We start from the raw sequence: 24,160 nt of genomic DNA on the forward strand, positions 1-24,160 counted from the left end.
GCCCGTACGTGGGGTTGTGGGCTCCCATGCTTCCCTCGGAAGCTGATTGGACTCTGAACAGCCTATAACGGTTTGGTAACGATGTATACCGAATCGTTATAGAAAGTTGGTTTTTCGGGCATATATCACCCTCTTGCGGGGGTGTGAGAGGCGGCGGGTGCTTTCCGTTAACCCTGGTCACCGCGGATTAATGGGCAGCAACCTGCCTAGTTGGAGCAAACTGGCATAATATGCGCCACAATAGCGGGTGAGTCACGGTTTCATCACAAAACAGTGACACAGACTACACCTTAACTGCTGGTGGGGGTAAGGGCGGACGTCCGCCCCCTGCACGGGGGCTAGTCGCCGCGCAGCTTCAGTCGGACGTTAGGTAGCTCCGGGGCGGGAATGACGGAGGTGCGGGGCTTTTCGTCGTATTCACCGGGCAGTAGCACCACCCCGCCGAAGCGGGGGTGATCGGCGGTAGCGCCCTGACCGGCGGCAAGGGCGCCACCGGTCACGATGTCAGCACCAGAGGCACCCGCCGGTGCGGTAACGGCCTCGAAGCTGCCGGCCTGGGCGTTCCAGGCGGCGCGGGCCTCAACGATGTCTTCATGGGTGCGGCCGATGAAGTTCCACCACATGGTGATTTTTTCGCCAAAGGGGGTGCCGCCGAGCAGGATCAGGCGGGTGTCCCCGATGGCCCCAATGGTCAGCTCTTCGGTGCCGGGCTCGATGAAGAGCATCTCGTCGGCGGCAACGCGCTGGCCCTTAATAAGGAGGGCACCGGTATCGACCACAAAGCCGTGCTCAAACTCGGGGTTAAGGGTCAGGGTGAGGGTTCGGCGCGGGGCATCTTCTGCCGGGTTCTTGTCGGCCCGAGGGTCTGAGCCGGGGGCACCCACCAGGATTTCAGCGCCCAGCAGGGGCGAGAAGGTGGTGACGGGGGACGAGGCGGTCTTGGTTTCCTCATCGACAGTCACACCCAGCTCCCCCAGGAAGACGCGGGCCTGCACTCCAGCCGGGGCGGACGCGTTCTGCCCGCTCCCCTGCCCGCCGAAAGTGAGGGCCTCGGGCACGAAGTTTTCGAAGGCGGGGGCGGTGTTCATATCGTCGCGGGGCAGGGCGATCCAGAGCTGGATGCCGTGCAGCACAGTGGTGTCTGGCGTGGAGTATTCGGAGTGATTGATGCCGTAGCCGGCGGTCATGAGGTTGAGCTCGCCGGGGCGGACGTCGGCGACGGTGCCAAGGGAGTCGCGGTGTTCGATAGTGCCGGTGAAGATCCAGCTGGCAGTTTGCAGGCCGGTGTGAGGGTGCGGGGCGACGCGCATACCGCCGGTGACGGCGACGTCATCGGGGCCATAGTGGTCGATGAAGCACCAGGCACCGACCATACGGCGGTCGCGAGAGGGCAGCAGGCGGCGGACGGTCATGGCGCGCAACCCACCCAGGGGCACGGGGCGAGGCTCAATGAGTTTCATAGGTTTAGTGTACGCCGGGGCGGACGGGGGTGGGGTGACCGGACGGCCGGGGCAAGCGGACGGCAGATGGCAGATACGCCGAATGCGACTCCTTTTCCCGAGCGGGCGTTGTTTTAACGTCCTGTGGGGAAAAAGAGTCGCGTTCGGCGGAGCGCCCTAGGCAGAGAGGACGGTCTTGCGACGCTTTAGCTGAGTGCCAACGTCCTTCAGCCAAGTCCCACGATTAGAAACCGCAGGGACTTCCGTAGTGAAGGGGGCTATAGCCTGATTCTGCACGAACTCATGGATAGTGACCAACGCTTTTTCCTGACCTTTTCTCGTGGCAACTGTAGGAAGCTGATAGAGCAGCTCTGAGTTACCTACGCCCAGGTAGAAGGGAAAAACCGCAGGGAAGGCTTTTCGTCCGAGATAAGTGGAGAATCGTGGGCTACGCAGAGCCTGATCGATTTCTTCGGTACGACCTTCGGCTGTAATACGGACAATAAATTCCGCGTCTGCCAGGTAGGTGCGGTTGACGATAGATGTGCCGCCCTGAGCGTCAGGAGTAAAAACTAGATTTTTAGCGCTACTAGCTTTCATCCCCTGAGCCAAGAGCAACCGACGACGAAATTTCTCTTCACCAGTACGTTGATTGATGGTGTGAAAGTCATCTACAAAAATCGCTCTGCGTTCTTGTCGTACAGTGAAATGGATACTTTCAAGCCAGATTGGCATTTCATCATCACGCTTGTATCCCATAGCCCCTGCAAGAAGACCTCGAAGACTCCGCGGTGATGGTACTTCTTCAGTATGAACAATATTGCCGGTTACTGTGGCCCCAGCCCAAGACTGCAGGGGACCGGCAAGCCGGATGTAAATGGAATCACTCACTGCTGGATCCATTCAACAACAGTATCGATGAATTCATTGAGGGAGGTGGCTTTAAGGTTGCCGAACTGGCCGTCGAGCCCCTCATAGGTTCCAGTCAGCGCTTCAACAGGGCCGAAATTATCAGGGTCAAAGTTGCGGGCCTGGCGGTACTGCTTGGCAAGGCGTTCAATACTGGGAGCTAGGTAGCCCCCCTCTTTGCCGTTAAGCACTGGGGTTTCAAAGTCATAGGCAGTGCGGTACTGCTGTTCCTCTGCGAGGACGAGAGCAGGCTGGATATAGGGGGCAGTGCTGTTTTCCTTGCCGCGGGGCAGGCCGTAAATAATTGCGGTAATGAGGTCGCGGAGGTTACCTTCTGAACGCTCTTGGCCAAAGCCAGTCCAGGATTCTTTGAGCTGGGCCTTATCAATGCTAATTGTGCGGTAGAAGATCCCATTGGTGTACTGGGCCACGCCCAGGAAGGTTGCACCAGTTTCACCCCTACGTTCTTTCACATCGTCTACCGTTGAGAAGTAGTCGGTTTCGATAGTAGCTGCATGGGTTGTCACCCCAGGTGAGACGCTTAAAGCTGCCTCAGTGTTCTTCTGTGGGGCGTTGGCAAACATGCGGCCGAAACTGGCTATTGCGAGGGAGCCAGTCTTACCTTCCTGAATAAAATCAGAGTTAGTTTTATCCAGGATAGTTGTTGCGGCAGTAGTAATCTCTTCTTCGCTTAGCCACGATGAACGTGCAGAACCACTTTCGTTGTCTTCCTCTTTACCGCTTCCCTTAGTAAGGGTTCCGACAATACCTTTAGCCGCTTTCAAGAGAGCTTTTTCATCTGCATCGGGAGAAATTTCTAGAGCCTTAGCCACGACTTCACTAGCAAGGTCCCCTGAGCGCACGGAACGGTCAAGAGAGGATTTTTCGTACGCAACGCGAATACCGCGCTTAACTGACTGGGACGAGTGGAGGGCACGTAGAGCGCCACCAACGGTAACACGCTTGGGTGTTCCATTATCATCTCGGTTGAGGTTGGAGTAGGGGACGGAGGTCAGGATGCTAATAGTGAGATGGTTTGACATGGTCAGTTGTCCTTACTGGTCGTCGGCCGGTGAGTTTTCCTCGGCCTGTGAAAGGGTGTAGTTGAATGAAGAGTAGTAGTCTCGCAGCACCTGGCGACGAATATCTTGCGAGGCCGGAGAGAGTCCGTTACCCCAGTAAATGATGGTTTTTGCTAGGTTGTATTTATCGAGAGCCGGTGGGTTTTGCAAACCATTAGCAAGAGCCAGTAATCGCCTAACGCTCAAGACTGCCTCTTCAAGTGGCTGCGTATGAAGGTAGGCAAGACGCTGCCCCACAACATCAGGCTTATCGGGGTTAAGAATCGTTTGCTTTCCGTCTGCTAGATGCTTGGAGAGGTGATAACACCAGGACCCAAAAGAGCGGTACCCCGCCCCATTGTCTCTACTGAATGTTGGAATATCCTTATATTCGGCAAGCATCGCAACAGCCCTTAAAAGAGCCGTCTGCTGTTCTTTAGACTTAAAATCTGCTGTGTAGGGCAGAACATAAGGGTAAGCGTAGTGTTCAGTTACGGGGCTATTTCCGCGGCGCAAGGCAGAAATTTCTTTGGCATGACCGCTTTCTTGCGCTGCCATCCGGTTCACCTTTTTGATGAGGTGATACCACGTCTCTGGCTGATTATTTGTCATCGGTTTCCTCCTGGTTAGGGGTTTCCTTGATAATGTTCATCGCTTTTCGAAGACGCATATAAAGTTGTCCGCGCACATACTCGGTGCGGGCCACGTTTTGGTTGCGATAAGGCAAAACGGTCGCATCATATGCGCCTATTGCTGCATGTATTGCCTCTTCGAGGAGAGAGTTTGGCAGATAACCCTGTTCTTTACAGTCGTGTTGAAGGAAATCTATGTAGACCGGAGTGATAGCTCTCCAATAGTTAGCAGAAGCGTCAGGCTTTAGTTGCTCCAAATCATCAAGAACGACAGGTGCGTATCCTTCTTGAGCACGTTTTTCATCTCCCGTATTTTTTCGCCTAAAAGGTGAACAGACGATAGCGTGCATCTGTTGTATGACGCGAGCCTGTTCTCTAATGAGGTCTTGTATGTCTTCACTTTGCCCAAAGACCCAACGCTCGGGGTCAGGGGTATAAACCTGTGAAGCACGGATGCTGGGCGATGATGCAGTTCCTTCAATCTGATGTCGGATAAAAGCTAACCTGGATTTAGTGGATGAGTAGAAACAATCATCTCGTTGGCTTTTAGCTGCTACGGATTTATGTGCCGCGGCCCATTCAACAGCAAGATCTGTAGCATCTCGGCCTAAATCAAGTCGCTGTGCCTTGGGGTCGCCTTGTTCGTTCTCCATATAGAGATAAAAAGGATCGTGGGTATTGCGCTGGTCCCACCAGTTCTTTCGCGTATTTTTATCCTGTCCCATAGTAGGCAGATACCATTCCTGAGGAATACCGCCAATACGCACGCCGACTAGGCGGTCGCTTTCCCAGAGGCAGGCTGCAGTATTGGAGCTCCAGGTACCTGCCCATAGGGGGTGTTCTGTGCCATCACCTAGTAGGGCTGTAGTCCCCAATCTATCGCACCAGGCTGGCAGGCCCTCTCCTTGTACCCAGGTCTTGGGCAGAGACTGCAGGAGAGTTGCTAGCAGGCTATCCTCTTCCCAAAAAATTTCTGTAGAGGTGTTCCCTTTTCCAAGAAAACGAATCCCTGGAGAACCCATAGCGCACTTTTCACCGTCATAGGTGTTGTTTCCAGCCATTGAGTAATGGTGATGCACTGCAAGATTCTGCACTGCTTCCACAAGATTCAAGCTAGTTTGCTGGGCTACTGATAGGTTCCAGAAGTCCTCACCTTGATCTGCTGGCATAGCAGGGAGCAATTTTTTGACAGGTTGCTTGCCAGGAGCGAGCAGACGAGCGGAGTCTTTGGAAGAGGCGGGCTCTAGTGGTGGACGCTGTAAGAAGGGGAAGGTAGATGAAAAAACATCTGCGCCGTCCTCTAGTTGTTTAAGCCCTTGATCCACGGCTGATTCGCTTAATCCCTGCTCAAGAATCTTTTTCGCTAGTTTCTTTTCTTTTCGAGGTTCATAGCCTTCTTCATGACGTAGTACTATAGCAAGTACGTCTCGGAGAATCCGTTTCTGGGCTCCTAAAAGGTACCCAGGGATTTTTTTATCAAGGGCTGTTTCTTCTTGATGGGAAGATAAGAGCGCATCCCTTATAGTGACACTAGACATGCCCTTATCCGTCTCAAGACGAATCCAGGGAATGTCAGTCAAAGCATTAGATAGCAACGACTACCTCCTTCGGTATCTGTATCTCCAGAGTAAATCATAAGAACAGACAATACAATTATATGTCCAGAAAATTATTGCCCTTCTGTTCCCAGGTAAGTACACTGGAAACAGATTCCCCCGTAACTACGGGGAAGGCCTCGGACATTACAACTATATTGAACTACCCCGCCACTCGTCAGAAAACGTAGCAGGAACCCGAGCCAAGAATAACTTTACCAACCCCAGCTGATACAGCCAGAAAGAAGGCAAGCAATAGTGTCTCGCACAGTGTTCCTCACCAAATATCCTGTTCATGAAGCTCTCATGGTAGATCACCCCAACAAACCACAACGTGGATGGGATGTCAACTCCCCTATTTTCCGCCATCGTGCCATCATGCACCTTTTTCCAGAACTTATGGGCGACACCCCGCGCGCAGACTCTAGCATCCTCTTTCGCCTCGATGCTATTGCAGGAAGTGCCCCATACTTCCTCATTCAGTCTAGTCTGGCCCCTAATGAGGGGCACCCGGTAGAAGCAAAACAGGTTGAACTGGTTTCACCTCCTGCAGGAACATATATATCTTTCCGCTTAGCTCTCAACGCGGTTAAGAGAAAGGGCAACAAACCAGGAAGCAACGGTAAACGAGGCCAAGGAATCGTTCAGATTCCCTTTGACGGGGACGTAGAAGCCGACAAGGCCCTTCCCCGTATGAGCGAATGGTTAGCTGATAAGCTCTCACCCGCTCTTAGTGATGTAACAATCATGAACCATCAGCGACAAGTTCTGGGATCTGACCGATCAGGACGAGCACAAGGGAGCCCTTTTGTAGTGCAAGTTGATACGGTCGATGGTTTTGCCCGTGTTGAAGATCCCGCACATCTGGAAGAAATACTGTTGAAAGGCATCGGTCGAGCAAAATCATATGGGTGTGGTTTGCTCTCTATTCGTCCACTAGCTGAGTAGGGAGAAACAATGAAGACTCACCCTTATCTATGGTCCAAGCAAAATGGTCTTAATCAGGCTTATCCTCTCTTAGCGCATCTCCTAGATACTGCAGCGGTAGCTCAAGCACTCTACAGATATTGGCTTCGCCCGGGACTACGTAATATTATCTCCTCCGAGCTAGGGGATGAAAGCGAACGCATCGTTCAGTGGGTTGCTGGTTCTCACGATATAGGTAAGGCTTCACCCATATTCCAGGCTCAGCCTCGTCGAAAAGGCCTTGAATGGGATCAGATACGCAAGTCTATATCTGTTCATGAGCCTGACTGTCTCTTCCTAGATGAGAGAACTCTAGCTGATATAGCTCGAAGTGGTAATAGATTTCTTGCCCGGCATGAACAAGTTGGAGCTTTTTTCCTCGCTAAGGAAGAGCTAATTGATAGTAATGATTGCACGTCAGATTTTTGGTTTGCTCTTCCGGCGCTAGGGCATCACGGCGCTTTCACTTTCCCCGATCGGGGAAATAACAAAGTCACCCAGCGAAGGTTCCAACAAGCACTTGCAGCAGGCTGGTCTGACGCTCAAACTGACCTACTCGAAGTTCTCTCTGAAGCCCTTGGAATCTCACCTGATGATTTTCCTGAAGAAGTATCACCGACCGTCACCATCTTGCTTTCAGGACTCGTTATTCTTGCCGACCGTATTGCCTCGGGAACTGACTGGGTAGCACAGAACCAAGAACTTTTGGCGGAAGGGAAGCTTTCCTTTAAAGAACCTGCAGCTTGGATTGAGGCTTGTACTGACCGTGCCCTAGAACGCGTCAAAGATACTGTAGGCCTTTACCACGGTTGGGAAAATGCAGAAACAGCTCAATCCTCTATCCTAGGTAACTACGCACCTAGACCATTGCAACAAGAAGCGCTCACGGCAAGCGAAGGCATTTGGAATGCAATGGCACCAACTGGCAATGGAAAAACTGAAGCAGCTCTGCTCCGGCACTCGCTCAAAGATGAACGGCTCATTTTCCTTCTTCCCACCCAAGCCACAACTAACGCTCTCATGCGACGCGTCCAAAAAGCATATTCCACTACCCCTAACGTTGCCTCTCTAGCACATGGGCTATCTTCCATCGAAGACTTCTACACCAGGCCCGTCACTGTTTTCTCAGATACCTGTAATGGTCAAGATAGTGGGGGCCTCTATCCAACCGAGTTCGTCAAATCAGGCGCTCCTCGCTTACTTGCGCCCGTTTGTGTTGGCACTATCGATCAGCCACTCATGGCCTCTATCCCCATGAAATGGACTCACCTACGATTACTAGCACTCGCGAACGCCCATGTAGTCATCGATGAGATTCATACTCTCGACCATTACCAAAGTGAACTACTAGTACCCCTATTAACCTGGCTAGGTCTCACTCGCACTCGGGTAACCTTTCTATCCGCGACTTTTCCTCAATGGCAACGCGAGCGCTTCCTCACAGCGTATACGGGCCACAAACCAGAGAAGGAAGGGATTTTCCCTTCAGCCGAGTCAGCTGACGTCGAAAACTTCATGACTAGCCAAACCGTACTTAGCGTTCCCACTTACACTATTGACTTTACTTTCGCAGAGCCTGACTACCCTGATTTGGAGTCAACTCATATTCAATGGGCTATCGAGCACCGACACGAATTTCCCTCAGCAAGACTGGGCATTATCTGTAATACGGTCAAAAGGGCTCAAGCCATTGCGCAGAAGCTATCAGACCTGGGCGAAACGGTTATCCTGTTGCATTCTCGCATGACTGCTGAACACCGCAAACGTAATGCTGAACTTCTTGAACAAACAATTGGCTCTAATGGTCAAGGAACGGCATTAACTGTTGTTGGTACCCAAACGATTGAGGCCTCTCTCGATATCGACCTTGATTTGCTCTCTATGGATCTCTGCCCCGCACCATCCTTGATTCAACGAGCAGGACGCGTATGGAGACGAGAAGATATCGACAGAAAGAATCGAATCCCTGGAATTACGAATCTACCGATTCAAGTTGTCAAACCCAATATGCCTGAAACATGGATGCTTAAGCCATACTACCCAGCTGAGCTCCAACGTACCTGGGGTTTTCTACAAGATAACCCTACCTTCGAATGTCCAACTATGAACCAAGACTTCGTAGATGCTGCCGCTGTAACCCTTGACTCTATTCTCACTTCAGAAGACCTAGACCAGTTCGCTGAAAACTCTGCCGCCCTTCGTAAAGGTAAAGATAAATCTGAGAAACTAGCCAATGCCCTGCACCCTCTAAGTACCATCAAAGAGTTTAGCGACATGACGGATAAAAATTTTAACGACTCAGATGATGGCGCCTTTACCCGCCTTATCAATAGCGAAATCCGTCAAGTTATTGTAGGTGGAAGTCCTGAGCAAATACCCGGTGCTTGGGAAGGAACTTTAGAAGATCTGTGCGCTCTCACCGCGCATGACCAAACAGAAATCCAAAAGGCACTACGGGCGTCCTTACCCATTGTTGTATCAAAAGATAATCGAGAGTACCTCAATTCCCTACCCTCGCTAGATAGCTCTAAGACTCTTCTCAATCGTTACTACTACATGCAGATACCCCACAATAGTGTTTACGACCCTGTCCTTGGCTTTACAGGAACCGGTGAACAATGAGTTACTCAGAAGAAGCTCTCGCCTTCTCAACTATCCCCACTGACCACCAAGTCAGATTAGAAGACCGTGTATCCTTCCTCTACCTTGAATATTGCGTTATCCGGCAAGATAAAACAGGGGTCATCGCTTACGGTGGAGATACAGATAAAGGCGTTATAGCTGGCAAAAGAGTTCAGTTACCTGTTAGTGGACTCTCAGTGCTCATGCTTGGTCCCGGAACAAGTATTACCCAGCCCGCGATAATTTCTTGCACCCGTGCCGGAACAACAGTCATGTTCACGGGTGGCGGTGGGGTCCCAGCCTACTCTCATGCAACTCCGCTGACCTCATCTGCTCGTTGGGCAATCGCCCAAGCGCGTCTCGTTTCACAAGAAAAGAATCAACGCACAGCGGCTCTCGTCCTATATAAAAAGCAACTTGGTATTGAACATATGCCCGGGGGAACTATCGCCACTATGCGTGGACTAGAGGGGCGGACTATCAGAAACCTCTACCGCGACACAGCAAAAAAACACAAAATTATAGGCTTCCGTAGGCAAGTCGATGCCGACGATAATGTAAATATGGCGCTTAATATCGCTAACTCTATCCTCTACGGGTGTGCTGCAGCAGCCTGTGCTGCTATCGGAGTAAACCCTGCTTTAGGAGTTATTCATCGAGGTGACGCCCGCTCTCTTCTTTTTGATCTTGCTGACCTTTACAAGCCCTCGCTATCAATCCCCGTTGCTTTCGCATGTCATAGCAGTATTAATCTTGCCGAAGACGTTAGGACGGGAGTTCGAAAGGAACTTGTTAAACAGCAGGTTCTCAAAGGTATGCTTCAGACTTTAATGGAAGTGCTCACCCCACATTTACCTAATAGAGACGACGACCGGCTTATCAGCGACCGCGGCGAAGAAGTTGAAGGGCACACCCAGTACGGAGGTGAACAATAGGTATGTTTATAGTTCTCTCGGCTACTGCTATCCCTGAACATCTGCGTGGGTATCTCAGCAGGTTCTTGTCAGAAGCATCGACAGGTCTATACGTCGGTAATGTGTCAAAACGAGTACGAGAAAACCTTTGGGCAAGATGTGTGCTCGCCGCGAAAGAAGGATCATTCACTATGGTTACCAGCGACCGACAGTCGGAACAGGGTTTTACTATTCAATCGGTAGGTGCCCAGAGTCGCCCTGTTATTGAACTAGATGGGCTTTCTCTCGCCTACCTTCCGGTACCCAAAAATAGCGAAAATTCAGGTTTAAGCTGATAAAATCGCAAGTCAGATGGTCTCTTCCCCGCACTCGCGGGGGTATTTCCTTCTTAAGTAACCAGGCCCCTTGCTCCAGTGCCTCTTCCCCGCACTCGCGGGGGTATTTCCTAGGCAAGAGAAGGCTCCTTACTGGGTGTGGCCTCTTCCCCGCACTCGCGGGGGTATTTCCGCCGGTTCAAGACTGCTGCCACGAAATCTGGTCTCTTCCCCGCACTCGCGGGGGTATTTCCGGGTACGCCCAGCACTGCGCCAAGGGCTTTGACTCTTCCCCGCACTCGCGGGGGTATTTCCAAGAGGAAGTCACGGAGATGCGTACCGAGGTTCTCTTCCCCGCACTCGCGGGGGTATTTCCTAGGTGAACCCACCCCCCTGCTCCAGTACCCCCTCTTCCCCGCACTCGCGGGGGTATTTCCTAACCGCAATCTTCGATAAGCGCCAGCTGGGGACTCTTCCCCGCACTCGCGGGGGTATTTCCCAAGCTAGGAGCAAAATAGATATGGCGACCTACTCTTCCCCGCACTCGCGGGGGTATTTCCCTTTCGCTCCTCACGGTCTACGATACCGTCATCTCTTCCCCGCACTCGCGGGGGTATTTCCAGTGGGCTGACTCAGTGAAAATTTCGCTCGAACTCTTCCCCGCACTCGCGGGGGTATTTCCTGTGCGCTGGACTGACGCCGGGGACGGCACTGCTCTTCCCCGCACTCGCGGGGGTATTTCCTTGCCACGAAAGGCCGACACCCTCAACGACTCCTCTTCCCCGCACTCGCGGGGGTATTTCCTGATGTTGCTATCCATGAGATTAATGTGGCTCCTCTTCCCCGCACTCGCGGGGGTATTTCCGTCCTGCTGATGAGATTCATGCGGGAAGGTGGCTCTTCCCCGCACTCGCGGGGGTATTTCCGTGAAAAATCTTGGTGCTGCCTTGGTGACTGCCTCTTCCCCGCACTCGCGGGGGTATTTCCCTGGCTTTACTACCGGTGGGATGGGGATAACCCTCTTCCCCGCACTCGCGGGGGTATTTCCATGAGGGCAATTGTCGTGCAGGGTGGGAAATTCTCTTCCCCGCACTCGCGGGGGTATTTCCGGGTCAAGCTGGTTAATGAACCCCGCTACCTGCTCTTCCCCGCACTCGCGGGGGTATTTCCCGCCTAAATGGCTACACCCATGGTCACAGTGACTCTTCCCCGCACTCGCGGGGGTATTTCACAGAAAATAAGAAAGTCGGGGCACATACTCTGCTCTTCCCCGCACTCGCGGGGGTATTTCCTGCTCCTCAAGACGGACAATGTGTCGCCGAGCCTCTTCCCCGCACTCGCGGGGGTATTTCCGAACCGTCCGCTTGGAACCGGTACTGTCTCGACTCTTCCCCGCACTCGCGGGGGTATTTCCAAAACAGCAAACCAAGGAGAAAAGAAATGACCCTCTTCCCCGCACTCGCGGGGGTATTTCCGAGGGCACCAGCTGAACCAGCGCCTTCTTTGGCTCTTCCCCGCACTCGCGGGGGTATTTCACACCTAGCCCGCTCCATCTTGGCCACCTGCTCCTCTTCCCCGCACTCGCGGGGGTATTTCCCATTACATCTATAAGGTGAAGAATCGCTGCGCCTCTTCCCCGCACTCGCGGGGGTATTTCCGCGACCGCCACCTCGCCTGGGCCAAGGAACTGCTCTTCCCCGCACTCGCGGGGGTATTTCCAAGAAACACTATAGCAGAACGCCCCCGGCCCACTCTTCCCCGCACTCGCGGGGGTATTTCCGCCGGGGCCAAGGCCGAGCAGGCCGCCGCTAACTCTTCCCCGCACTCGCGGGGGTATTTCCAAGTCCAGTACCGGGTGCAGTGGCTAGAGGACCTCTTCCCCGCACTCGCGGGGGTATTTCCATCGCCTAACACACCAGGAGAGGAGACCCCGTCTCTTCCCCGCACTCGCGGGGGTATTTCCAGCGCGCCAAGGAGTGGCGCTGATAAAGATTCCTCTTCCCCGCACTCGCGGGGGTATTTCCAACCGTAAACCTGAGATAGCCGCTGCTCAGTCCTCTTCCCCGCACTCGCGGGGGTATTTCCCAAGCCCGACACCACAACCGAATAGAGACCCTCTCTTCCCCGCACTCGCGGGGGTATTTCCGGGCGCACCGGGAGCGCGCCGATTACTTGGGACTCTTCCCCGCACTCGCGGGGGTATTTCTCACCCTTATCTATGGTCCAAGCAAAATGGTCTCTCTTCCCCGCACTCGCGGGGGTATTTCCTATTCGAATGTTCGAGAATTCAACCGCTCCCTCTCTTCCCCGCACTCGCGGGGGTATTTCCTCCGTCTAGGCAGATGACCGTTACGCAGATGGCTCTTCCCCGCACTCGCGGGGGTATTTCCCAGGCCATCGAGGCCGAATACCAGCTCCAGCGCTCTTCCCCGCACTCGCGGGGGTATTTCCAAAATCAAGGCCATGAAACCCGGCCTCGACCTCTCTTCCCCGCACTCGCGGGGGTATTTCCGGAAAGCGGACACCGGGGCGGCTACCCCCGCACTCTTCCCCGCACTCGCGGGGGTATTTCCGCCCGCGCCCCGCTAGAGGCCATGCAAGCTATCTCTTCCCCGCACTCGCGGGGGTATTTCCTTTGGCGGCGCTGATTCGCTGGCTGGAGAAGGCTCTTCCCCGCACTCGCGGGGGTATTTCCCAGAGGAATGTTCTCCTGAGCATCGGGGGCTACTCTTCCCCGCACTCGCGGGGGTATTTCCTACACAAAGCTGGAGGCAGGTGGTTGGCTTGCCTCTTCCCCGCACTCGCGGGGGTATTTCCAAGCCCTAGATGGGCAAGTCATTAGCTCCCTTCTCTTCCCCGCACTCGCGGGGGTATTTCCGGTGCCCGTGGTTTTACTTTGGGCGATATTGTCTCTTCCCCGCACTCGCGGGGGTATTTCCATATTCAGGCGGGTTATGCAGGAAATCATATTCTCTTCCCCGCACTCGCGGGGGTATTTCCTCTAAGACGCAGGAGAGAAAGGAAGAGCTATGCTCTTCCCCGCACTCGCGGGGGTATTTCCTAGACCTACTCTAGGAGAAATCAATGAATCTTCTCTTCCCCGCACTCGCGGGGGTATTTCCGGTGGTCAGTGCTGCCACGGTGGGGGCATCCCCTCTTCCCCGCACTCGCGGGGGTATTTCCCGTGAGATTCGATAACCAACCTGCCGAGGCAACTCTTCCCCGCACTCGCGGGGGTATTTCCCAATGGTGGTGGCGTTGCCTCGGGCTGAGCCTCTCTTCCCCGCACTCGCGGGGGTATTTCCGGGGAGAAAAGGTAGCTTGTGCCCGATACGGGCTCTTCCCCGCACTCGCGGGGGTATTTCCCGCCGCTATGCGCCTTGCCCCCGGAGCACCCGCTCTTCCCCGCACTCGCGGGGGTATTTCCAAGATAGAACTAGTCATAGACAAAGCACCCTGCTCTTCCCCGCACTCGCGGAGGTATTTCCTAGACCTACCTAGGAGAGTCCCAAGACTGAGACCCTTCCCCGCACATACGGGGGTATCTCCGTGATAATAAATCGGTGAGTGAAGATTGAGCAGTTTTCTCAACCCATGTAAGGTGGCACTTTTACCTATTCAAATTTCCTACTAGAAAAAGAATATCTATAGGTTCCTTAGGTGTAGTAGCAGCTTATAGTTCTTCTTCCCATTCTTGGGAAACCGCCTGAGCCAGAGTGGCCTCCCACCTAGATAATCATTTCTGATTTAGGCGTTGCTTATGTGCGGTGGCGCAAGCGAACATGCGCCTCCCCTAACGTGACCAAAACCCCCCAGCGTCCTTGCCTTTGGCTCATAGGAAAATGCAGGGTTCTAGGGGAGAATAGAGGAAGTTTTGTCACTGGGCCGTTGCCCATATTCCGTATAGAAGAAAGGGCGCTTGTGCTCCAGAACATTATCGACTGGGTTATCTCTATCATGGAGGCCATCGGCTCCCCTGGTGTTGGCCTGGCTGTTTTCCTTGAGAACGTCTTCCCACCCATTCCCTCCGAGGTTATCCTGCCGCTGGCTGGCTTCACCGCCTCCCAGGGCTCCATCAACGTAGTGGCCGCCTTTATCTGGGCGACCGTCGGCTCGCTCGCCGGCGCCTACTTCCTCTACTACCTGGGTGCAGCCATCGGCGCTCACCGCCTGCGCAAGATCGCAGCCTGGATGTGGCTGGTCAAGGTTGAGGACGTCGACAACGCCCTAGCCTGGTTCGACAAGTACGGTAAGGCCTCCATCCTCATTGGCCGTGTGATCCCTGGTATTCGTTCACTCATCTCGATTCCCGCCGGCATCGACCGCATGAACCCGCTGACTTTTGGTTTTTACACTCTGATTGGTTCTTCTATCTGGAACGCCCTGCTCATCTACTGTGGCTGGGTTCTGGGTGAGAATTGGACTGCTGTTGAAGGCGTCATCGACCAGTACTCCAAGGTGGTCTACGCCCTGGTAGCCCTGGCCCTGGTGGCCGTCTTCATCTGGCTGCTGCGCCGCGCCCGCCAGGAGAAGCACGACGTAGCCTAAGGGGCAGGCCTCCTCACTCCCCTATTCCCTTATTCCACTAGGGCCATACAATCTTAAAGGGACCGCATCGTATGCGGTCCCTTTACTTATGTGGCCTTTTTGCTAGTGGTTCTGACGTTACTTCCACAGGCGGTTGCGGGCGTGCACCACCGACGGGCGAATCTGGATCCAATCAGCACAGGGCAGACGCAGGGCCTTCTCACACCCCGATAGGGCAGTAATAATCGACTCGCAGCGCTTATTGAACTCGGAGACATGCCCCCTATCGACAACCTGCCCAGGGAAGTGCCGGTGCATTTTTGACACCGAATCTGATGACTCCTGCAACCCGTGCCCACTGTGGCCAGGGATATGTTTGACCAGCACCCGCCGTTCCCGAATGGCCTCAGTTAGCCGCTCCATCTCCTCTAAGACCCGCTGGTTTTGCACCCCTTCATTCACCCAGGTTTTGTAGACCCAGCGGCTGTGCGCCAGGCGCAGCACAAAGGTGAGGGCCCCTAGCGAGTCAGTGTGAATAATGAGCTGGCGGCCACCGTGATAGAAGATGTTAAAGGCAGCGAGCATGGCCGAGAGTTCCCCGGTCATAATGTTGGTTGCATCGTAGTGGGAGTGAAAGAAGAAGCCGTCTTCGCTCACCCCACCAATGCCCATGCGTCCGCCTTTTAAATACTTTTTGTTATTCGTTGACCTATAGGAGCAGTCAGTGAAGACACTGTACTTTTCTAGCTGTTCTACCGGCAGCTGGGCCGTATTTTGTTCAAGTTCCTGGTGGGCTAGGTTGGTGGCTTGGTCTATAAAGTCCGGCATGAGTTCACCTGCCGGGGTGCCCATGAGCTTGACGTGGATTTCCCCGAGCGAGTGGGATTCGTAGGGGTTCATGACCTTGTCAATGGAGCGATATTCCAGAAAATCGCGGAAGGCCGTAAATTTTCGGAAGAGGAGTTTGAGGTAGTGTTTGTCGGCGGCGACGGTGATGAGGTTGGTCTTATAGTCCTCTGGGATCAGGTCCATGCTGGCTAGGATGGCCCGGCCCAGCATGTCTGTGTGTACGGTGTCGCAGGGGTCCATGAGACTGTGAGTTAGCGACTCTGCCACCGGTTCGCTCTCGATGACTTCCCTCTCCCCGTTTTCTCGTGAGATGAAGGCGAAGGACGTCAGCCCCACATGGCAGTCACCGGCAGCTCGAACCTGCTCCATGATGACCACGATGACGGCCACGCCTTGTTCGGTGAACCCGTCTGGGTAGGAGCTGGTGTAGTCAGGCGGTTCCCAGGTCAGTTCACATTTTTTAATATGTGCAGGCGTAATTTCCACATTATTCATCTCCTAAGGGGTGTCTATAGTTGTGTTGCTTACTCTTTAAAGCTATACCAACTCAATATCGTTTTGCCAAGAGATGAGCTCAGAGAAGCACCCCATTCACTCTCCTAGTGAACGCCCAACCAGCGTCCTCCCCGCTTATCGGCCAGCAGCTACCGCATATCCTCCCACCCTTGTTCAGGTACCGCGGCAGCAGCTTTACTAGAAATGTCCACACCAGCTACTCCCCTTGGGAGGAGAAACCATGAAGTTCACGCTCACTCTTGACCCTAAATACAAAGAGACCCGCCTCGATGTCACCGCCCCAGAGCTCACGACTGAGATAGAAGAGCTACAAACCTACCTTGCAGGTAAAACCACAACCCCTCTTCTGGCCTACGCCCAAGGCAGTGCCATCCCCCTATCGTTGAGCCAAACTCTACGGTTTTTCACCTCAGATAAGAATGTGTACGCCCACACGGCCAAGGGCACCTGGCAGGTCAAGCAGCGCATGAAAGAGCTTGAAGCCAGGCTGCCCCAGAGCTTCATCAGAATAAACCAGGGGGAGCTCATCAACATTCACTGGGTGGAACGCTTTGACGTCTCCCTCACCACCACTATCGGGGTAGTGCTGAAGGACGGCACTCGCTGCTTCGTCTCTCGGCGCTCCCTCACGAACGTCAAGCAAGCTCTCGGCCTCTAGCAACTGACAGGAGAAGAATAATGACTCGCAAAATCCTTATCGGTGCCCTGATTGGAATCGCTATTGGTTGCACCATGGAACTTCTATTTTCAGCACTCATGGGCAGCACCTATGTGCCTGGGGTGCCCAGCTACCTAGCCCAGTTTGACCAGCAGAACACAGCTGTTCTGGTAGAACGTCTTATTTATGCGGGGCTAGGGGCAGTCCACTACTGCGCCGCTGACCTTTATAAGAACGAGAGGTGGCCGCTGGCTCTGGCCACCCTGGTGCACGCAGCTATCGTGCTTACCAGCGTCCTTCTGGCTGGAGCCTACCTGCACTGGTTCCCCCTGACCATGGGTGCTTTTATGGGCTTCTTGCTGGTAGCACTGCTCATATATGCCCTGGTATGGGTAATCTCCTTCTGGGTGAGCCTCCGTGAAACCCGCACCATCAATGCGGCCTTAGGGAAAATGGACGACTAAAACTGTTACCCCACATGACGGCGGGGGTGGCGGAATCACCTGGTCAGAGTGCCTCTGACATACAGTGATTTCGCTAGGAGGTGCAGGGCTTGGGCCCTGCACCTCGTGAGTCCATCTACTGTACTTTCTGTGTTCGTGAAAGGAATAAGACCCCGTGAACACCACCTGGAACCCGACCCAATATCTGCGTTATAACTCTGAGCGGACCCGCCCTTTCATAGATTTGTTAGCTCATGTCCCGCAGCAGGGGCCGTCTCTGATTGTTGATTTGGGGTGCGGGCCAGGTAATAGCACTGCTCTTTTGCATGAACGGTGGCCTCAGGCCCGCATTGTGGGTGTGGACGGGAGTGCCGAGATGATTGCGGCGGCCCAAGCAGCTAATAGTAACCCGCTGGTGGGCTACCGGCATCAGACTATTGAAAAGTGGCTAGCTGATGCTGAGAAGGGTGGCCAGGCCCCCGATCTTATTGTTTCTAATGCGGTCTTTCACTGGATTGAGAACCATGTGGAGCTGATGCCTCGTATTGCTCAGACCTTGGCCCCTGGCGGCAGTTTTGCTTTTCAGGTGGCGGGGAATTTTTTGGAGCCCACTCATGCTCTTTTGCGGCAGCTTGCTGCTGAGTCGCAGTTCGCCCCTTTTATCTCAACTAAGCTCATTGATTCGGTGACCCCGGCTGCTACCTACCTTGAGGTGCTTTCGGGTGAGGGCTGGGAGGTTGATGCCTGGGAGACCACCTATCAGCATGTTTTGCAGGGGGAAGACCCTGTTTATGATTGGCTGGCTGGGGCAGGTGCCCGCCCTGTACTGACCAGTTTGCCTGAGGGTGTGCGTCAGGAGTTTGAGCAGCGTTACCGGGCTGCTTTGCGTGAGGCCTACCCGGCTAGTTCGGTGGGCACTATTCTGCCTTTCCGCCGTATTTTTGTGGTTGCCCAGAGGGCTGAGGAATCTTCTACTCGCTAAGGTTCTTTACTATCTGGGAGGACGATTGCGCGGCTTGTTTACTGCCCTGGTAAGCAAGTTTGAGCTGAGGTGGAGTAAAAATGGTAAGGGGAAACACTCTCAAATAGTTAATATGTAATGTTTATGTGTGGTCTGCGCCCTCGCCAATCTGGGAGTTCGGCATTAAAATATAGAGGCACATAATTACATAACATGTAAACTGACTCCACCTCACATCAGGGCGCGTGAGCGCCTGTATATCTAAGGGAACCACATGGGAAAGTTTGAACAGATCTATCACGACCTTGCGCGTGATATTGATGAAGGTAAGTACGTCGTAGGCGACTTACTGCCCAGCGAAAAGAAGCTGACCGAAAAGTATAGTGTCTCTCGCGAGACCGCCCGCAAGGCTCTAGCCATTCTCACTGATCGCGGCTATATTCAGCGCATCATGGGTAAGGGCTCTCTGGTGATTGAGCATAAGCGCTACTCTATCCCTGTGTCTTCACTGGTGAGCTATAAAGAATTCGCTGAGTCAGTAAGCGGCGAAACTCAAACTGAGCTGATTGAGCTCGAAGATGCCATGCTACCCCCTGTGCCTTTTCAGGCTCTGACCAATGGTTCGGTTGAGCAGGTTCCTGTCACTTACGTTATGCGCGTGCGCCACATGGACGGCGCACCGGCCATTATTGACTATGATTACATCGTCAAAAGTGTGGTTCCTAAGGTTCCTCGTGAGGCTGCAGAGGACTCCCTCTACTACTACTTTGAGAACGATTTGGGTCTTAATCTTGCTTCCTCTGCCAAGCAGATTACTATCGAGCAGGCTACCCCTAACGATGCTAAGTATCTGAACCTGCACGCTGGTGAGTATGTTGCGGTGACTACTTCAATTACCGTGCTTAAGGACGGCACCGCCTTCCAGTACACTATCTCCCGCCACCGTGCCGATAAGTTCCGATACCTGGATTTTGCCCACCGTCGCCAGGAAATCCCGATTTCTGGTTAAAGGTGCAGATTGGTTGCACCAAGCACCAAAGTACCTGTGAGATAGGTAAGGTTAGGAGCGTATCCCGTATTAAGGGGTGCGCTTCTTTTCTTTACCCCCGGCCCAGCCCGATGCCGGGCACCTTACCGCAGGTAGTCGTCCTAACGAAAGAGTAGATATGCAGCCCGCAACTGGTCAGATGAGAGCTGTTGCAGCCGAAATCGCAAGCAGCAACCACATCTACGTGCCTTACCCCCGCCGCTGGGCGGCCCTGGCAGTGCTCATGCTGCCAGTGCTGCTGGTCTCGGTTGATAACACTGTGCTCTCCTTCGCCCTACCCGAGATTTCAGCTCAACTTTCTCCTAGCGGCACCCAGTTGCTCTGGATCAACGATATCTACCCGCTAATTCTTTCAGGTCTGCTGATCCCGGCAGGGAGTATGGGTGACCGTTATGGCCGGCGCACTATGCTCCTTCTGGGCGGCTTGGGCTTCACGGTTATTTCTGCGGCTGCAGCTCTGGCTCCTAGCGCCGCCTGGCTAATCACAGCCCGCGCCGGTATGGGTATTTTTGGGGCCTTACTGATGCCTGCAACGCTCTCTATCATCCGCAACATGTTCTCCGACGCTACTGAGCGCCGCACCGCTATTGCTATCTGGGCTTCAGGTTTTGCCGGTGGGGCCGCCCTCGGGCCTATTGTGGGCGGGTTTCTGCTGGAGCACTTCTACTGGGGTTCGGTCTTTCTCTTGGCTATCCCAGCCTTGTTGCCCTTGCTCATCCTTGGGCCCTGGCTGATTCCTAATTCTAAGGACCCTCACCCTGGCAGTATTGACTTCGCCAGTATCGGCCTGATCATGGCAACTATGGTCCCGTTTGTGTACGCCATTAAGCACTGTGCCCATAGTGGTTTGGACCTGCTCGCTGGCGTCCTTCTGGTTCTTGTTGCCCTCTGCGGTCTTGCTTTCACCCGCCGTCAGCTAAAGCGCACTAACCCTATGCTGGATGTCCGGCTCTTTACTAATAAGCAGTTCACTGGGGCGGTGCTGACTAACCTCATGGCTATTTTCTCGCTGGTGGGCTTCCTCTATTTCATCTCCCAGCACCTACAGCTGGTGAGCGGGCACTCCCCCTTGAACGCGGCCCTGATGCTTTTGCCTGGCCTGGCACTGACGGTGCTGGCGGGCCTGGCTGTGGTGCACCTGGTGAAGGTCATCAAGCCGTGGGTGGTGATTTCTGGTGCCTTGCTCATGAACGCGGCAGCCTTCGCCCTGGTGTTCTTCACTGCCGGTTCAGGCTCTGATGCCGGTATTCTGGTGGCTTTTTCCCTCCTGGGTGCAGGAATTGGGTTTGCTGAAACCCTCACCAACGACATTATTTTAGCCGCTGTTCCGCCACATAAGGCCGGTGCGGCTTCCGCCATTTCAGAGACCGCCTACGAGACTGGTTCGGTGCTGGGCACTGCGATTCTAGGTTCGATTCTCAACGCGGCCTACCTGGCGCACCTGGTAGTGCCTGAGGGCGTAAGTGCTGCGGATGCGGACGCCGCCCGTGAGACCCTGGGCGGGGCCACTGAAATCGCTGAGCGCCTGGGTGGGGAAACGGGTGCTGCCTTGCTCGCCTCAGCCCAGCAGGCCTTTGACTCAGGGGTGGTCTATACCTCGGCGATTGGGGTGGTGCTCATGCTCATGAGCGCGATCATGGTAGTGCGAACCCTACGCGGAGTTACCGCCTAGGGCCCGCAATCTACGTATTAGAGGTACTGGAGCTTACCACGGAAGTCCTCAAGGCTCTGGTAGCCCTTTTCTTCCATGATGGCTGTTAGCTCCTGGGAGATGCGGTCAAAGATGGCGGGGCCTGCTTGGTGCAAGGCGGTACCGATTTGTACCATGCTGGCGCCGCAGAGAATGTGCTCGAAGGCGTCACGCCCATTCTTGATGCCACCGGTACCAATGATCTGGATGGAGGGGTTGAGCCGCTGGTAGAAGGCGTGAACGTTGGCCAGGGCGGTGGGCTTGACGTAGTCTCCACCTAGACCACCGAAACCGTTCTTGGGTTTAATGACCACGCTCTCATCGTTAACAACAAGGCCGTTGCCGATGGAATTGATGCAGTTGACAAAGACCAGGGGGAACTTGTTAAAGATTTCTGCGGCCTGGTCAAAGTGAACAATATCGAAATAGGGGGGAAGTTTTACACCGAGGGGCTTGGTGAAATAGGAGAATACTTCGGTGAGAATTGTTTCGGTGGTTTCAAAATCGTAGGCGATTTGAGGTTTGCCCGGCACGTTAGGGCAGGAGAGGTTAAGCTCTACCAGACCCTGGTAGTCAGAGGCCTGAACCGCTTTGAGAATAGTGTGAGTCTCGTCAGGGGACATGCCCACCAGGGAGAGGAAGTGGGGCTTAGAGTTGGGCTGGTTTTGTAGTTCTATCAGGTAGTCAAGGTAGTACTGGTAGCCCTTGTTGGGTAGGCCCATGGAGTTGATGGAACCTAGCTCTGTGTCTACATAGCGGGGTTCAGGGTTACCTGCTCGTTCTTCAAGGGTGCCTGTTTTGGTGACGAATGAGCCAGCAGAGGAGTTCTCTACCAGGGCCAGTTCTTCTCGCGTCATGCAGTAAACGCCAGCAGCGTTCATCAGGCAGTTATCAAATTCAACGGAGCCGATTTTTGTACGTAGTGAAGCCATTTTGCCCTACTTCTTTTTATAGATTTTTCACCTCATTTTACCATTTTCAGCCCCTGCCCCGCGTCATAAAGCTACTTACTAACCCCTAGCAACCCTAGCTTCAGCTTCTATTCACCTCAGCCCTATAAGATAAATATTTGTGACTGCCCCAACAATTCCTGGTCTAGAAGAGACAGACCTGACCCGTGAACCCCGCGTCCGCCGAGTACGCGCCAGCGCTAAAACTGCGCTCATCGGCACAGCCCTGCTGCTGCCCAACCTAGCTCTGCTCCTAGTGTTCACCTACCGGCCCCTGATCGACAACATCAGGCTCTCCTTCTACAACTGGAACATTGCCTCCACCCGGCCAGCAACCTTCATCGGCCTCGATAACTACATCGAATGGGCCTCCAAGCCCGAAAGCTGGCAAATCGTCTGGCAAACCGCCATTTTCACCTTCTTCGCAGTCTTCGGGTCCATGGTACTTGGCCTAGCATTGGCCCTGCTGCTCGATAAACCCCTCAAAGGACGCAACGGGGTACGCTCCCTCATCTTCGCCCCCTACGTCATCTCCGGTGCAGCCATCGGTGTGGCCTTCCAATTCGTCTTCGACCCCGGCTACGGGCTGATTCAAGACCTGCTGGGCAAGGTCGGCCTCGACTCCCCTGCCTTCTATACCAGCCCCGGCTGGGCCCTCTTCATGGTGACCGCAACCTACATTTGGAAGAACCTGGGTTACACCTTCGTCATCTACCTAGCCGCCCTACAGGGTCTACGCAAAGACCTCGATGAAGCCGCCGAAATCGACCGCACCCCGCCCGCCCGAAAATTCTGGCGCGTCACCCTACCCCAGCTACGCCCCACCACCTTCTTCCTCTCCATCACGGTGCTACTGAACTCCCTCCAAGTCTTTGACATCATCAACGTCATGACCGCCGGTGGCCCCCTGGGCATCTCAACCACAACCCTGGTCTACCAGGTCTACCAGGAAACCTTCGTCAACTCCCGCGCAGGCTACGGTGCCGCAGTTGCCACCATCATGTTCCTGGCCGTACTCGTCATTACCGTCGTGCAGGTTCGTATGCAGGAGAAAAACAATGACCGTTGACACCACCCGCGCCCGCTCCCTGCCCGCAGCTAAGCCCGGCTCGGCCTTGGCTGAGCAGCAGCTTCAGGACGCCCCCACCACCCCCAGGCGCAAGGCAAACACAGCCCCCGGCGCCTCAGCCACAGGCAAAACCTTCGGCTACATAGGCATGATTCTGGCCGGGTTGCTTATCGCCGTGCCCCTCTACTTCGTGGTGATCACCTCCCTGAAACTACGCCCTGAAATCTACTCCAACCCCATCACCTGGGTACCCCACATCTTCGCCCCTCAAAACTACACCTACGTGTGGGAAACCCTAGATTTTTCCCGCTACTTCCTCAACTCCATCATCATCACCGTGACCCTAGTGATCGTGAAAGTAACCCTGGGTGTGCTCAGCGCCTACGCCTTCGCCTTCTACAAATTCCCAGGCTCAAATATCCTCTTCTACCTGGTCATCGGAACCCTCATGGTGCCCAACGAAATCACGATTATCTCCAACTATGCCCTGGTCGCACAGCTAGGCTGGCGAGACACCTTCACCGGCATCATCGTCCCCCTAGCTGGGGTTGCCTTCGGAACCTTCCTCATGCGCAACCACTTCCTCTCCCTACCCACCGAAATTATCGAAGCAGCCACCCTCGACGGCACCGGCTTCTTCCGTACCCTCTTCAAAGTAGTACTGCCCATGAGCTGGCCAACCCTCATGGCCTTCATCCTCATCACCGCCGTCACCGAATGGAACCAGTACCTCTGGCCCTTCCTCATCTCAGACACCGGTCGAGTAGCACCCCTACAAATCGGGCTGACCATGCTCCAAGCCAACGAAGGGCTCACCAACTGGGGGCCAGTCATGGCAGGAACCGTACTAGCGACCATCCCCATGATCATTCTCTTCCTCTTCCTGCAACGCTCCATGATTAAGGGCCTCACCGCAGGAGCCGTCAAGGGCTAACCTACAGCCCCCACCGGCCAGCCTCACCCAACCCACGACCTCCTACCAACCCTCCTACCCCAA

General features: G+C 54.3%; 19 protein-coding genes and 1 CRISPR repeat array. Of the genes, 12 read left to right on the forward strand and 7 right to left on the reverse strand.

What is annotated here, in order from left to right; all coding sequences use genetic code 11:
* Positions 1–338: 338 nt before the first annotated feature.
* The 5 genes from ACEE09_RS04170 to ACEE09_RS04190 form a co-directional block, all read right to left on the reverse strand.
* Entirely contained in the window at positions 339–1,460 is a 1,122-nt protein-coding gene (locus tag ACEE09_RS04170) for a pirin family protein (RefSeq protein ID WP_449082345.1), read from the reverse strand.
* A gap of 156 nt (positions 1,461–1,616) precedes the next feature.
* On the reverse strand, positions 1,617–2,330 hold the full coding sequence (cas5e, locus tag ACEE09_RS04175) for a type I-E CRISPR-associated protein Cas5/CasD (RefSeq protein WP_449082347.1): 714 nt from the start codon (positions 2,328–2,330) through the stop codon (positions 1,617–1,619).
* Positions 2,327–3,391 (reverse strand): type I-E CRISPR-associated protein Cas7/Cse4/CasC, encoded by a 1,065-nt coding sequence (gene cas7e / locus ACEE09_RS04180; protein ID WP_449082349.1) that lies wholly within the window; start codon positions 3,389–3,391, stop codon positions 2,327–2,329. Before cas7e ends, cas5e begins: the two co-directional genes overlap by 4 nt.
* Before the next feature lie 12 nt (positions 3,392–3,403).
* Complete coding sequence (locus ACEE09_RS04185) at positions 3,404–4,021, reverse strand: type I-E CRISPR-associated protein Cse2/CasB (protein WP_449082351.1); 618 nt, start codon at positions 4,019–4,021, stop codon at positions 3,404–3,406.
* On the reverse strand, positions 4,011–5,636 hold the full coding sequence (locus tag ACEE09_RS04190; RefSeq protein WP_449082352.1) for a type I-E CRISPR-associated protein Cse1/CasA: 1,626 nt from the start codon (positions 5,634–5,636) through the stop codon (positions 4,011–4,013). Before ACEE09_RS04190 ends, ACEE09_RS04185 begins: the two co-directional genes overlap by 11 nt.
* A 258-nt stretch (positions 5,637–5,894) precedes the next feature.
* Here ACEE09_RS04190 and cas6e point away from each other — a divergent pair, with 258 nt between their 5' ends.
* The 5 genes from cas6e (at position 5,895) to ACEE09_RS04215 (ending at position 15,000) form a co-directional block, all read left to right on the forward strand.
* Positions 5,895–6,584 carry a type I-E CRISPR-associated protein Cas6/Cse3/CasE gene (gene cas6e, locus ACEE09_RS04195; protein WP_449082354.1) on the forward strand — a complete coding sequence of 230 codons (690 nt, stop codon included), beginning with the start codon at positions 5,895–5,897 and terminating at the stop codon, positions 6,582–6,584.
* A gap of 9 nt (positions 6,585–6,593) precedes the next feature.
* Entirely contained in the window at positions 6,594–9,224 is a 2,631-nt protein-coding gene (gene cas3, locus ACEE09_RS04200; protein ID WP_449082356.1) for a CRISPR-associated helicase Cas3', read from the forward strand.
* Entirely contained in the window at positions 9,221–10,159 is a 939-nt protein-coding gene (cas1e, locus tag ACEE09_RS04205) for a type I-E CRISPR-associated endonuclease Cas1e (protein WP_449082358.1), read from the forward strand. The genes cas3 and cas1e overlap by 4 nt, the downstream gene beginning before the upstream one ends.
* Before the next feature lie 2 nt (positions 10,160–10,161).
* On the forward strand, positions 10,162–10,473 hold the full coding sequence (cas2e, locus tag ACEE09_RS04210) for a type I-E CRISPR-associated endoribonuclease Cas2e (protein WP_449082360.1): 312 nt from the start codon (positions 10,162–10,164) through the stop codon (positions 10,471–10,473).
* Between the two features lie 21 nt (positions 10,474–10,494).
* Positions 10,495–14,001: direct repeats of the CRISPR family, unit length 29 nt; unit sequence CTCTTCCCCGCACTCGCGGGGGTATTTCC.
* Positions 14,002–14,373: 372 nt separating this feature from the next.
* Positions 14,374–15,000, forward strand: coding sequence for a DedA family protein (locus tag ACEE09_RS04215; RefSeq protein WP_449082362.1), 627 nt, complete (start codon positions 14,374–14,376; stop codon positions 14,998–15,000).
* 117 nt (positions 15,001–15,117) lie between these two features.
* Here ACEE09_RS04215 and ACEE09_RS04220 read toward each other — a convergent pair whose 3' ends face one another.
* Complete coding sequence (locus ACEE09_RS04220) at positions 15,118–16,314, reverse strand: RNase H family protein (protein ID WP_449082364.1); 1,197 nt, start codon at positions 16,312–16,314, stop codon at positions 15,118–15,120.
* A 250-nt stretch (positions 16,315–16,564) separates the two neighbouring features.
* Between ACEE09_RS04220 and ACEE09_RS04225 the strand changes: the two genes are divergently transcribed.
* From ACEE09_RS04225 to ACEE09_RS04245, 5 genes are all read left to right on the forward strand, one after another.
* Positions 16,565–17,002 carry a LytTR family DNA-binding domain-containing protein gene (locus ACEE09_RS04225; protein ID WP_449082366.1) on the forward strand — a complete coding sequence of 146 codons (438 nt, stop codon included), beginning with the start codon at positions 16,565–16,567 and terminating at the stop codon, positions 17,000–17,002.
* Positions 17,003–17,022: 20 nt separating this feature from the next.
* Entirely contained in the window at positions 17,023–17,466 is a 444-nt protein-coding gene (locus tag ACEE09_RS04230) for a DUF3021 domain-containing protein (protein ID WP_449082368.1), read from the forward strand.
* 154 nt (positions 17,467–17,620) lie between these two features.
* Positions 17,621–18,427: a methyltransferase domain-containing protein gene (locus ACEE09_RS04235; protein WP_449082370.1), complete on the forward strand. Its 807-nt coding sequence runs from the start codon at positions 17,621–17,623 to the stop codon at positions 18,425–18,427.
* 253 nt (positions 18,428–18,680) lie between these two features.
* Positions 18,681–19,415, forward strand: coding sequence for a trehalose operon repressor (treR, locus tag ACEE09_RS04240; protein WP_449082372.1), 735 nt, complete (start codon positions 18,681–18,683; stop codon positions 19,413–19,415).
* 157 nt (positions 19,416–19,572) lie between these two features.
* Entirely contained in the window at positions 19,573–21,126 is a 1,554-nt protein-coding gene (locus ACEE09_RS04245; protein ID WP_449082373.1) for an MFS transporter, read from the forward strand.
* Positions 21,127–21,143: 17 nt separating this feature from the next.
* Here the strand turns inward: ACEE09_RS04245 and ACEE09_RS04250 are convergent, their stop codons facing one another.
* Entirely contained in the window at positions 21,144–22,076 is a 933-nt protein-coding gene (locus ACEE09_RS04250) for a dihydroorotate oxidase (RefSeq protein WP_449082375.1), read from the reverse strand.
* Positions 22,077–22,215: 139 nt separating this feature from the next.
* Between ACEE09_RS04250 and ACEE09_RS04255 the strand changes: the two genes are divergently transcribed.
* Positions 22,216–23,163 carry a carbohydrate ABC transporter permease gene (locus tag ACEE09_RS04255; RefSeq protein ID WP_449082377.1) on the forward strand — a complete coding sequence of 316 codons (948 nt, stop codon included), beginning with the start codon at positions 22,216–22,218 and terminating at the stop codon, positions 23,161–23,163.
* A complete protein-coding gene (locus ACEE09_RS04260; protein WP_449082379.1) occupies positions 23,153–24,097 on the forward strand; it encodes a carbohydrate ABC transporter permease in 945 nt (314 codons plus the stop codon). Before ACEE09_RS04255 ends, ACEE09_RS04260 begins: the two co-directional genes overlap by 11 nt.
* Positions 24,098–24,160 lie beyond the last annotated feature (63 nt).

This window comes from Rothia sp. 88186D007BW, from assembly GCF_053544215.1.